This window comes from Spirosoma gilvum (assembly GCF_054776815.1).
This window is the reverse complement of sequence record NZ_BAAHBH010000001.1, coordinates 185,378-198,485: the sequence shown is the minus strand read 5'-3', so window position 1 is coordinate 198,485 and position 13,108 is coordinate 185,378. Positions and strand designations below refer to the sequence as shown.

Genomic DNA, 13,108 nt, shown 5'->3' with positions numbered 1-13,108 from the left:
TTGTGTAAGCGATTCATGCGTTAGCCAACTGTAAACAGAAGACAGTAAACGGTGAACTCAAAGTTGTATCTCCTCCTTCTCCAGCAGTTCGGCGAAGGCTGTTTTCAGATCGATTGCATCCTGTTCAGACAGTTGTTGCAGGGGAGGCATCATGGTAGTTCCACACAAGCCATTTTCCTGCATCAGTACTTTCAGGGCCCATAAGGATTCGCCCAGCGTACGACCCGACTGATAAACATGGCCAAACAAATCGGACTGATTCTGATAGTAAACCGCCTTCTCTTCGTCGCCATCCTCAACCGCCTTAACCATATCGCGGTAGATACCCGGAAACAGGTTTCCAGTGCTTGGCACCAGTCCGTCGCTACCGGCCATCAGGGCATGCGCCGACCGGGCCGCCCAGCCCATAAAGTGACTGAAATCAGGGCGGTTAGCCCAAAGTGCAACCGATTCGGCCAGCCGCTCCGTACTACGTTCCGAGTCTTTTATTCCAACAATATTCGGGTGGTAGCTTAACTCGTCGATTATGGAAATAGGAATCGACATACGGGTTGTGGCAAAGATGTTGTAGATGATCAACGGCCCGTTGAGCTGGTCGGCCAGTTGCTCAAAATACCGTTTCATCTGTGACTCCGACAGCGCATAATAACAGGGCAACGTAGCGCATACCGCATCGGCGCCCACGTCGAAACAGTAGTTCGACAGCTCGACGGACTCCTCCAGGCAGTTCCCCGAAATGCCTGCATACAGCATCATATCGGGCGTTTTTAGCCGGGCGGCTTCTTTAGCATATGCTTTCTTAACCGACATCGGTAACGACGTAGCTTCACCCGTTGTACCCAGCACAAACGGCATCGCTTCGTATGCCTGCAAATTCCCCATCATTCGTTCAACGGCCGCTACATCCAGTCGATATGTATCGGTTAGGGGCGTAACCATCGGTACTACAACACCCCGGTATTTCTTTTTCATATGCATAAATAAATTCCTTCTCAGATTAGCGGCATTTGATGGTCATTCGCTGTGCGTCATTAAGTAGTCATTTGATTGTCATTCAGTAGTCAGTTATTGTTTAGAACAATCCAATGACTACAGAATGACGATTAATGACAACCAATGACCATTGTATGACCACCTAATAAGCGGCTGTATAAATAGTTATCGCATCTTCGCGGGTTATTTCCCGTGGGTTGTTTTTCAGTAATCGGGTTATTTTCAGGGCATCGTCGGCCATCTGTGGGATTGCCTCTTTGGGGATATCCACATCACGCAATCGGGCCGGAATACCGCATTCACGAATCAATTCTCTAATTTTCCGAACACCATTGGCGGCTGTTTCGGCGCAGGAATCAGCCCGTTCGCAGCCCAGGGCTTCGGCTACCTGTGCATATCGCCGGACGGATGCCGGGATATTGAACTCCATCACATAGGGCAGCAGCAACGCATTGGACAGGCCATGCGGCAAATGGAACATACTGCCCAGCGGATACGACAGCGCATGAACCCCAGCCGTGTTGACCGGTCCCAGACAAAAACCCCCAAGCAGACTTCCCATGGCGACCTGCGTACGAGCTTCCTCATCGGCTCCATTCTGCACCGCCTGCACGATGTTGTCGGCAATCAGGCGCATGCCTTCGTACGCGTACATATCGATATATGGCTGCGCAAACTTGTTGGTATATGCTTCGAGGCAGTGCGTAAGGGCGTCGATACCGGTAGCAGCTGTAATGGATGCCGGGACACTCAGGGTCAGCAGGGGGTCGACGTAGACGATGTCAGGTACCAGAAATGGGCTGATAATACCTTTCTTCTGGTTATCGGCATCATCGACCAGTATAGCGTTTGGCGAGGCTTCGCTACCCGTCCCTGACGTAGCCGGTACACAGATGAGCTTTTTTCGTCGGCCTTTCAGATTGCCAATACCCAGCATGTCGATTAGCGTTTGGTCGTTTTCCAGTTGAGCCGCTACCAGTTTGGCCACGTCCAGTACACTCCCTCCACCAATACCCAGCACCACATCGGGGTTGAACGGCTCGACGGTCTGCATCAGTTTCTCGAAGTCGGCAAACGAAGGCTCCTGTACAATACTAGTGTCGGTCTGTACCGCTATTCCATTGGTCTTTAGGGTTTCGACCAACGGGCCGAGCTGTTCCAGCAGCGGGCCGATGGTGACCAGCAGGACTTTTTGGGGCGACAGCGCGTTGATCTCATCGGTCAGGTTCGATAGGGAGCCTTTACCAAAGACCAGTTTGCCGGGGAAATGTATGGTTAAATTCTGCGTCATTTGCTTCGTCTTGTTCAAATAAACCCCACCCCAACCCCTCCCCTGGCATTCAGGGGAGGGGCTTACCTCCAGGTACTTTTAAAGTCCCTCCCCTTGAAAAAAGGGGAGGGATTTAGGGAGGGGTATTCTCTAATCCTTCGTTATCTCTTTCGCAATCGGTGCCGAGTATCCGTCCAGCGCGGGCCAGACTCCGTTTTCGATTGGTTTTAGTTTCAGTTTTGTCGGGTCGATCACGGCGTGTTTAATCTTTTGTCGACGCCAGGTGTAAATCACATGGATCATCCCATCGCTGGTCTGAATCACCGACGGATAGGAATACTGACTTATCGGCGAATCTTCCAGAATGACCGCTGCTGACCAATTTTTCCCATCGTTCGATACGGCCAGATTCAGGGGTGTGCGTGGACCTTTAGCGAGATTACCCGGTGGCAACACATGGTTGTACACCAATACCTGCCGACCATCTTTCAGCGTGACCGCATCGGTGCCGGAGTTGTTGTTGGGCAACGCTGTTTTAGCCAGTGGCGACCAGGTTTCGCCGTTATCCATCGACCAGGATTCTTCAATAGCACGGTCTCGGCTGCGGGCCAGAATTTGCAGTTTGCCGTTTCCATACGTCAGAATGCTCGGCTGAATAGCATTGAGTGACTTTCCATCGTTGATCGAGCCAACTTTTCGCCAGGTTTTACCAAAGTCAGGGGTGATCTCAAAATGCAGTTTCCAGCCGTCGCCTTCGGTGCTGGTTGGGCAAATCAGGTTGCCGTTGGCCAGCAGAACGGGCTTGTTCTTGACCGGGCCAATGTAGCCATCGGGCAACTTACGGGCAGCCGACCACGTACGCCCGCCATCCGACGAGGTTTTCAGTAAGCCCCACCACTTCGACGGGCTAGGTCCCACTTTATAGAACAGCATCAGATCACCTTTCGGAATCTGGTACAAAACCGGGTTCCAGCAGGCATACCGAAGCGTGTCGTTGACGATGCCATTAGCCACGTTCTGCGGGGGTAGCCAGTGCCCTTTTTCCTGCCGACTTACCCAGATACACACATCCGGATTCCGCTCTTTGGTACCGCCAAACCAGGCCGATACCAGGCCGGTGGGTGTCTGGGCAATGGTGGCCGCGTGGCTTTCGGGAAACGGCGGATTCTCGACCACAAACTCATCCACCACCAGTCCCGACTGCCATTTGGCCAATTGCGCAAACGACAGATTGAGTACGGCAAGGCTGATAAATAGGGTGATATACAGGGATTTGGTTGTCATTGGCTTTGTGTCATTTAATGGTCATTCGTTGTCATTTGGTTGTCATTGATAGTCATTTGCTTCGCGTTATTTGGTGATCATTCGTTGTTGAAAAGCAATAAATGACTAGTAATGACGCACAGCCAATGACAATCAAATGACCATTAATTACTGCTTCTTTTCGGCGGCTTTTTTAGCCTTAATAGCGGCCGTATAGGCACTGTACATCTCGCGCCAGTTGCGGCCGTTAGCGTTCAGGTATTGTTCCGATTTGGTTTTGTAGATTTCGAAAATGGCCGAGATCTCTTTCATGTTTTTGTAATCGACAGCCTGTTCGCGAGCCTGTTCCAGAAAGCCCTGAATGGTGGCTTCTTCGGCCGGAGTGATGTTGGGAACAATGGCCCGATAGCCGTTCATCGTGAAAGCCACTTTGCCAATGGTGTATTTGTCCAGAATGGCGTTGACCTGAATTTTATCCAGATCTTTTTGCAAACCACTCATCAACTCCTGGTGAACCGTAGCCGGAATGGCCGAATCGGCAATCAGTTGGCGATCAAGCTCAGACAATGGCTTACCCGAAAGTGGGTTGATGCCCGCCGGCACCGTACTGGCCGGATGCTCATTATGCCAGTCGCGGGTGGCTTTCAGATGGGTAGCCACTACAGCCGCCAGCCGACCTTCTTTCTCCGCATCGTTCAGATTCAGCGAGGCAACCCACTCGGCCGCTTTCTTATCCAGTTCGGCATCGGCTTTCGCTTTAGATTCGGCTGAAAGCGCTGTTTTGGCCGATTGCTCCTGACTAAAAGCTGGCGATGCAATGGCCATTGCCGCTAGTATTACATACAGGTTGAGTGTCTTTTTCATCGGTTAATTCGAGTTGTCGGTTGTTTCAAACTTCCCGAAATGGGAGAGGCTGCCGGTTCCGCGTTTTTTGGAAGCTGTCTGGCTGAAAGGGATTGATTCCTGAGCGGGTTGTCCGTCCGGAATGGCCGGGCAGGCAAGCCTTCTTTGTTGATCAGATTGGGTTGGGCGGCTTCGTCCCAGGCAAAGCGAACGGCAACTGGATTTGGGACGCTGGTGGCAGAAACAACAATCCGCTTTCCGTCAATACGAGCCTGCGCCGGAACAAACACGCCATCAGCACTGGCCACCGTAAAGCCTGTAAGCGGTTGACCGTCTCGACTAACAAGGCCACTTCCCATATTCGAAAAGTGCAGCTCTGCCGTCCTGCCTTTGATCTTCATTTTCTCAAAGACGGGCCCTTCGGCAACCATGTCGGATTTGTCGTAGGTGTCGGCTAATGCCAGCAGGGCCAGCCGCCGACCGATTTCCCATTTATAAGGTGGATGAATGTCGGACGGGTCATCGGCCAGATCAGTCGTGACAATCATGCCGGTTTTGGGTAGGTTCAGGACCCATTCCTGCGCTTCGCGAAACTCGGGCAACGTCTCTTTGGTCAACGCTACTTTTTGCTTCGATTCGGAGTACTTGAACGGAGCCAGCGAGACGTAGTAGAAGGGCAGTTTCGGGTCATTCCACGCAGCGCGCCAACTCGTAATCAGTGTTTTGAGCTTGTGCGAATAGGTGACGGTTTCTTTCAGGAAGCAGTTTGTTTCGCCCTGATACCACAGAAAACCGTTGATAGCAAAGGGCACTAACGGCCGGATCATCGGTTCGTAAAACTTGCCCGGTTCGCCCTCAACTTTTTGGTTTTCATAAAAAGCGTCATCGCGTAAGGCCGCTTCGGAGATCCACGGCTCGATGCGGCTACCCGGTACAGCCGACGAAATCACGCCAATCGGTACGTTGAGATTTTTATACAGCTCTTTGGCGAAGAAATAAGCCGGTGCCGAAAACGCCCGTAAAGCCGAATCCTGGGCAATGTTCCACCCCCGATGCAGTGAATCGGGCTTGCTCAACTCTTTCCGGTTGACCAGAAAAATGCGTATCTGCGGATTGTGGGCATAAGTCAGTTCATCGACCGGATTGTGTTCATCACCAGATTGGGCTCCCAGCGCCGGGTTTACTTTGCTGTTTTTCCGCATAGTATACTCCATGTTCGACTGCCCCGAGCACAGCCATACTTCGCCTACCAGAATGTTTTGCAGCCGTATCGTATTTGTTCCCGAAATGACCAGTTCAGACGGTACGGCCGACGCTTTAAGCGGCTTCAGGGTAACGCTCCACTTGCCAGTCGCATCGGCTGAAGTCATCAGGTTTTGTCCGGCAAATTGTACGTTTACCGTTTCGCCCGCTGAAGCTTTCCCCCAGATCACCAGCGGTTTACCCTGTTGCAGTACCATGTTATGCCCCAGAATGCGCGGCAACACAATCGCTGCTTTCAGTGGGACCGAAAGGAAGAGGAGGCAGGCAGCTAACAGCGCGTGTTTGGGCATTTTTGTCTCTTATTGTTTTTTGTCATTCCGCCCGCGATTGCAACGGGCTCGTTTTGAATGACTTAATTACATATACAGCTTCGGCTTCCAGTTCACCCGCTTTAGGCAGATCGTAATTCTGATCGGTGGGGGTATCGGCATCGGGAAACCGACGAACACCGCCCGTTCGGAACACCACCCGACGGAACGAGGCTACCGGCGCAAAAAACAGTTTGGTCCCTTTGGGCTGGCCGTTGACGAAGGCCGTAAACATTCGTTTGTCGCGGTCCAGCTCGATGCGTACGTCATACTGTTTACCCGATTCATACTTCTGAATTCCCGAATCGCGATACCCGACTTTAGCCTTGAACAGACTGTCGGCATCGAACATCAGCCGGACAGCCGCGTTGCCCTTCGCATCCTGAAACTCAATTTGTAACGTACCCTTATTGGCTTGCTGTGGCACCACCGTAAACTCAACGGCAAGCTTCTTCGAATCGGGAATGACGCGTTCGGCTTTGGCGTAATCGAACGGATCTTTGTCGCGCAGAACCAGCGCTTTCGTTCCAGCCGCCGATTCAATTTTGGCCGATGCGTACATAGGGCTATAGATGTTCCAGTATTTCAATTCCTGACCGGCAGGCATCAGGGCAAAGGTTTCGGCCGGATGCGTGGTCACCTCGTCGGTGATTGGGACCGGAATTTTAGACACCCAGATATCCTCCTTGTTCATGCTATAGGTCACCCACAGATTACCGTCAGGTGGTGTGCCATTGCCTTCTTCAATTCCCCGCACGTATTGAGGACCGTATGACTTATAGGCACCACCGTACCGCATGGATGTAATCTCACCATTGACCAGCAACAGATTGGTGTAATTGAGCCCGTCCTTACTGGTCGAAACGGCCAGCGGCCAGCGAAATTCAGACGGGTTATAGACCGTCGCATACAGACCGTCGGAGGTGCGCTGCCCCCAGATTTTGGCATTACTGTTCACAAAGCCCGGTGCCCGAAGCGGATTGTAAAGCCACGATTTGCCGCCGTCCCTGCTGATCGTTGTGAGGGCGTGTTTCCACAGACCCACCACCCGGTTGTCGGGCAGATGATAGTAACTGAACGCTTTTACATCTTTCTTGAGCGAAATCAGGGGGTCGTTGCGGTCGGCCTCTTCAATCCATTGCTGCATCATCAGCGGATTCGCCAGCAGCTCGTTGCAGGCATCCACAAACCCTTTGTCTTTTGAACTGGTGTAGAACGGATAGGTCGACTTCTTTATATCCCAGGATGAGTTATTCCGAATGAAATAAATCGGACCAAACTTGCCATCGGGGTAAATCTCGCGTACCACCCGTCCAATGCCATTCCCGTCGTTGGGATCATCTTTCGGCCCCATCACGATGCCGTAAAAAGCCAGTGTCAGCAATCGGCCATTCATTGCAGTGAAGAAACCCATGCGCTGGTGCATAACCGCGTACAGGTCTTTGGCCACTTCCGGGCGACCTTCTTTCTTCCAGCCATCCGGGATTTTGTAAGGTGGAAAAAGGATGGTGGGTTTCGTCTGGGCGGCACTCCGCCAGTTGATTCCGTCTTTCGAGGTCAACAGCAGTGTCTGACCCGGTGGTACGTGTTCGCCAACCGGATTGCTGAGGTATTGCAGGTAGAATGTATTGTTCCAGTAGGCCAGCATGGGCGCATGGTTGTACGTCCAGTTGGTGCCGCCCGCCAGTTCAGGATGCTCGCGATTGGCCCGGAATACCTGAATGTTGTGTACGCCCACCGCCGGACTCAACTGCCCATGATGATAATCGACGTTCGAGAGTGTTGTCCCTGTGTAACGAACGGTGTCCTGAGCGTAGGCTTGGGTCGAACAGATTAGGCTTAATGTCAAGTATAAGACTGAAAGCCAAGCTTGTATCGTTTTTTTTGTCATTCCGACGGCAGGAGGAATCTCAACGCTCCCAATAAGCAAGCTTGAGATTCCTCCTCCCGCACCGGCGGACCGGTCGGAATGACAAAAGCTAACTGCCAAAAAAGCTTTATATATGGTATCAGCTCTCATAACCCTTTACTTTTTTTGACCCAGATCACTTCGGCGCCGTCGGTTAGCTTTTTCATGCTGACCATACCACCACCTTTCACCACGTCTTTCGATTTTGTTAGCTCGCCCGTTTTCGGATTGATGTAGCTCACCGAAAATGAACCGGCCGATTTAGTCAGGTCGAGTTCAACGGGCGTATTGCCTTCTGCATAAATGATATAGCCCGACTTTTCGCTACCGAGCGCCCATTGATTCGCTGGCTTTTGCGTCAACTCCACCGGCTGCATCTGCGTAGCATCGGCCAGAAACTGCGGATCGGTTACGGGCGGAACATTCGGCATGGAGCCGCTGGCCATCAGCACCGCCCAGCCCATCGAATCATAACTATCGGCCGCATAGGTCACCGCTTTTTCGGGAAACTTCTGACGGTATTCCCGGACAGCCCGATACACCTGCTCAAACGATGTTTTTTTCGGCGGGGTCAGTCGGGCGTGTTGGCGCGGTGCCAGATTTTGTCCACCGACTGGTGCATAGGCCGTACCGTTGGCCTGATAATGCCAGTAGCGAATATCGACCAGGCTGACCAGCGACGCCCGTTTTGCATCGGCCAGAATCGCATCCTGAACATCTTTGGTGGTGCTGAGCCCAACATTAACTTTCTTGCCCGTTTCTTTTTCCCATTCGCCAATCACATCGAGCCAGAACTGCACAAAATGCAGCGGACCGGTAAACTCCGCCCCAATCAGTTGGATAACACCCGTGTTGCCTACGAAATTATCGAGACATTTGCGGATGTAGGCCCGATGCAACACCCGACGAACCGGATGGGAGACGTCGTAAAACTGCTCGGCCATAAAAATGCGTTTGTCGCCCGCGTAAGGCACCGGTTCCGGGAAACCCGTGTTGTTGATGTTGTTGGCTGGACGCCAGGGGAAATCGGCGTAGTGCGCGCCCGCTTCAATGATGTTGTGCTGGAAATAATTCTCGTGAATGAGCAGCAACCCTTTCTGGTCGGCGAGGTCGGCGTACTGCTTCAGGCGATTCCAGTACCAGGCGTTGTATTTCGTCAGGTCGTATTTGCTCAGGCCATCCCAGGCGGTTTCTTTTCCGCTCCGGGCAAAAGGCAGTTCATAAAACGGGGGCCACACCTCGCCATCCATCCGACGAATTCGCTCATGATCATCCCGCCGACGGTCGTACCACAGCCCGTAATTGTGGTCGATAGCTAGCAGGTTGTCAGCTTTCATCGAATCGGTCATGGCGTCCAGATTGTCGGTCAGGCCGCGTCCGGTCAGGCCGGGCACAAACCGGGTGATGTGCGGTTTGGAACCCGTCAGTCCATACGGCCGGGCACTCCCGTTCCACCAGGGCACTTCCTGTCGGCGACCGGTCAGCAATTTGGCCCCACGAACTACTTTTCCGTGTAGAATCTGCATCGGTTCCGTTTTGGCAACGACCGTTTCTTTAAGTACGCCAAGGACGTCGATGGATGGCGCGTTCGAGGTTGCTGGAATGGGTTGCCGTTTGGGAGCCGCTGCGATAAAATCGTATAACGTCGGGGTTGGGTTGACGGCCTGTTTGGTCAGTGCCTGCGCCACGTCAATTTTGGGGCTGCTTGAGGCTTCGGACTCAACCGGCAACAGGATTGTCCGGCTAGCCACGTTGTCGCCAAGACGGTCTTTTAGTTGGGCGTAATACAAACTCCGGGGCTGAATATGCTCGTTGGAGTTGTCCCAGTAGCCATCACCCGCAAATTGCGCCCAGGTGCCGAACGCCCAGTTTTGCGCGGTTGGTGGCTGATAACAATCGACACGAGAAGCTGTAGACTGCCAGAAAACACTGTTGGCGGCATTCCAGCCTGCGCCCTGTTCGTCCTGACCTCGGTTGGCGAACCGTAGAGCGTTGCCGTCAATGTTCACAATATCGAACAGCACACCCGACGCCCAGCTGTCGATGCTGCCGCTGAAGCTGTATGGTACATGGGCTTCGCACTGTACAAACGCATTCGGGCCGGTGGTGCAGAAGCCTACCGCAAAATCATGATAACCCGATTCGGCATAGAGTCGCTGACAAAGCACCTGTTGTCCTCTGACAAAGAAGGTATTTCGACGTTCCGCAGCCATTTCCGAAACGGGTGCCAGCGACTGACAATCTTCGACCGTAATGCGTCGGGCTGTTTCCTGAATGGCTACGGCCGAGCCCGCAAAGTGCCGAAAAACCACCTGCCGAACCCAGGCATCCTGTATGTTTTCTAGCACAATAGCCATCCAGCGGTGATCTTCGTCTTTCGGGTTGGTTTTGTCGACGGTTGATTCCAGTTGAAGGTTTTCAACGCCCGATTGCGCAATTCGACCTGCCCAGGTGTATGGAGTAATGGTTCCTCCGCCATAGGCCGAATCGAGAGCCGTGGTAAGGGGAGCATCGAGGGTAAGCTCAGATCCGTTAATGGCTTTTATCTGCCGATCCCAGTACAAATCGCGCTGACCCGGTTTCCAGCCCAGGGCCGAAAGCCCACCGCCGAAGGTGTCGGTGCCGAGTTTCTGAATCCACTCTTTGGTCGATGGCCGACGAATCTGAACGGATTCGCCAACCTTAAAATCAGCCGGTTTGGCTACGTGAATTTTTATCGCGTTGACCGGCACGTATGCATCTGAAATAGAAGTAGAAACCGCTAGCCGACGATCTGCTTTCCCACATATGGTAATCAGGTTGTCGCGGCTGGTGCCGGTGCCTAGAATCGTCGTTCCCCCGGTGTTCATGCCACTACCGCGAAGCACCACGCCCGATATATTGATGCGTAAACTTCCGGCCACTTCGTACACGCCTTTTTCGAGCAGAACCGCTCCCCGGAAGCCGTCATTACCTAATGGCAACGACGCTACGTAATCCAGAGCGGCCTGTATGCGTCGGGTGGCATCGCCTTTCCGAACCGGAACAACCACCTTAATCGCCACATTCGGAATGGCTTCATCACCAGCCCTGTATCCGCAATACGAAAAATCAGGAATCCGGTTGCCGCGTTCGTCGGGGGTGTAGGTCAGATGCCCATCACTCCCGACCACCACCGGTTTAGGAGGTACCGGTTTGTTCTTTTGCGCCCACACGTTTTCGGGTCGCCCAAAAATAGCCGACAGCAGGAGAAAAACAGCAACTAGGTTGATTCTGAACACGGTTTAGGAAGGGAATGCAGGTTGATTTTTTGGTCTTTATTACCCCTTCTTTTGTCATTCCGACGATAGGAGGAATCTCAAAGTCGCTTATTAGTCAAGCTTGAGATGCTTCGGCACCGGCCGCCCGGCTTCGTCAGCATGACAAAAAAGTAAAAAACAAAAAGCAGTGCAAAAGAACTGGATACTACGTTCTCGGGCGGACAGTCTGAACGGAAACGACGCTGTTCAGATAATCTTCGATGTTGGTGTACCCGTCTTTGTTTTTATCCTGGCTGGCATCCGACGGATCTTTCGGGTTCAGGCCGTTTTTGGTTTCCCAACTGTCGGGCATACCGTCTTTGTCGGAATCAACGTAAGGCGTGCCTTTGTAGTCGGGATAGCCACCCACCTGACTCGGGTCGGTGATAATACCGTTCTTGTACGAATCGATAGGTAAACGACGGTGCTTGAACTGCGTTTCGGGCAACTTAACCCCTTCTTTATAGGAAATTTTACCCGTACGCGCCTGCTCGATAACCCGTGCATCGACTGGGTCACGCTTGGGTAGCGTAGCACCAGCATTGGCCAGTACAAACTCATACGCCTGTTTGGCTGGTAAAATGGTCAGCTTGGGCATCGGCAGCGGTTCATTCCACTTCATTTTGGCAGTATACTCACCGGCATCAGCCCTATCTTCTATCTGTACGCCACCGTCCCAGTTGTCTTTCGTTACCTTTTCGTTGCCCTCTACAATGTTGCCATTGACGTAAGCGCGTCCATACACCCGGTATGGCAGTTTGCTCCGTCCCGATTCCGGTTTCAAAATCCGGTACGCGAGGGGTGAATTCTTCGGTGTTTCGGGGCCGGGCTTGTAGTAGTTGTTGATGATATTGTACATAGCCGTATAGTCGCCCCCATCGGTTGACCGGTGTACCCAGTTGAAGATGACGTTGTTGGCAAAATTGAAAATACCATTCCAGCCAATCGACGGATTTCGCCCCGCGTTATCGGCCCAGAGGTTGCGCATGAACGTACAGTTTTCACCGCCCAGCGTACTGCCAAAGGCGTGATTCCAGGTATCGAGTGCTTCCGAGAAAATCGAATTCTGAATCGTAATGTTGACCGTTGGAAGCTTTTCTTCCAGCGCCTTTCCCGTACTGTCGTTATACATATGGCGGTACATCGACATGTTTTCGTCCAATCCCCAGCTTGCCGATACGTGGTCGATCATGATGTTGCCAATCGGGTTGCCGCCAATCGAATCGTCGCGACGGCCGACGTTGGTTTCGCCCCGACGGAACCGCATGTACCGAATCAGCACATCGTGTGTATTGATCCAGACCGATTCACCGGCCACGCAAACACCGTCGCCCGGTGCTGTCTGCCCCGCAATGGTAATATAGGGTGCTCTGATAATCAGTGGGCTTTTTAGTTTGATAATACCCGCTACGTTGAAAACAATGGTGCGGGCACCGCCCGTTTCGCAGGCTTCGCGTAGGGTACCGGGGCCGCTATCGTCCAGACTTGTCACGACAATGACTTTACCACCCCGCCCGCCGAATGTATAGGCGCCACCGCCTTCAGCACCCGGAAACGCCGGAATGCTGGCCTGAGGCAGATCGACCGGACGGCCTGCCCAGGGTATATAGGGTTTTCCTTCTTTCGCTTCTTTTTCGATGACAGGCTTTGCCTTTTCCCAGGCAATGTTCGATTTGCGCCAGGTTTCTTTAAGCAGCTCATCGCTTTCTTTCTGAACCTCCGCCGGAATGGTCGGGTATTGAGCGAAAACCGATGTCTGACTCAATATCAGCGTTGCAGCAAGGGTAACAGGGATTAGTAGCTTTTTCATTGGTAACTCTTGTCAGTTAGTCGTAGCCTCCTCAGAAACAGAATTTTAATCAAATTGATAACTACCCGGCAATGGCAAATAGTCATATTGCATATTAATCTCAAAATAAGGCTAAAAACCAGGCCAATATCTATATCATTTTTTCGGCAATGTATAGGATATTAGCATCCC

8 protein-coding genes are annotated in these 13,108 nt (G+C 52.4%); all 8 read right to left on the bottom strand.

Annotated elements, in window-relative coordinates; translation table 11 throughout:
• Nucleotides 1-57 precede the first annotated feature (57 nt).
• A complete protein-coding gene (locus tag ACYVFD_RS00805; protein WP_461087553.1) occupies nt 58-972 on the bottom strand; it encodes a dihydrodipicolinate synthase family protein in 915 nt (304 codons plus the stop codon).
• Between the two features lie 163 nt (nt 973-1,135).
• Entirely contained in the window at nt 1,136-2,284 is a 1,149-nt protein-coding gene (locus tag ACYVFD_RS00800; protein ID WP_461087551.1) for an iron-containing alcohol dehydrogenase, read from the bottom strand.
• Nucleotides 2,285-2,413: 129 nt separating this feature from the next.
• Nucleotides 2,414-3,547: a sialidase family protein gene (locus ACYVFD_RS00795; protein ID WP_461087549.1), complete on the bottom strand. Its 1,134-nt coding sequence runs from the start codon at nt 3,545-3,547 to the stop codon at nt 2,414-2,416.
• A gap of 147 nt (nt 3,548-3,694) precedes the next feature.
• The gene (locus ACYVFD_RS00790) at nt 3,695-4,390 is read right to left on the bottom strand and encodes a DUF3826 domain-containing protein (protein ID WP_461087547.1); all 696 of its coding nucleotides are present in this window, start codon (nt 4,388-4,390) and stop codon (nt 3,695-3,697) included.
• Entirely contained in the window at nt 4,387-5,922 is a 1,536-nt protein-coding gene (locus ACYVFD_RS00785) for a sialate O-acetylesterase (protein ID WP_461087545.1), read from the bottom strand. Before ACYVFD_RS00785 ends, ACYVFD_RS00790 begins: the two co-directional genes overlap by 4 nt.
• Nucleotides 5,923-5,944: 22 nt before the next feature.
• Nucleotides 5,945-7,789, bottom strand: a complete 1,845-nt coding sequence (locus ACYVFD_RS00780; protein WP_461087543.1) for a six-hairpin glycosidase — start codon at nt 7,787-7,789, stop codon at nt 5,945-5,947.
• Nucleotides 7,790-7,956: 167 nt separating this feature from the next.
• Complete coding sequence (locus ACYVFD_RS00775) at nt 7,957-11,109, bottom strand: DUF6298 domain-containing protein (RefSeq protein WP_461087541.1); 3,153 nt, start codon at nt 11,107-11,109, stop codon at nt 7,957-7,959.
• A gap of 184 nt (nt 11,110-11,293) precedes the next feature.
• A complete protein-coding gene (locus ACYVFD_RS00770; protein WP_461087539.1) occupies nt 11,294-12,937 on the bottom strand; it encodes a pectate lyase family protein in 1,644 nt (547 codons plus the stop codon).
• Between the last annotated feature and the right edge of the window lie 171 nt (nt 12,938-13,108).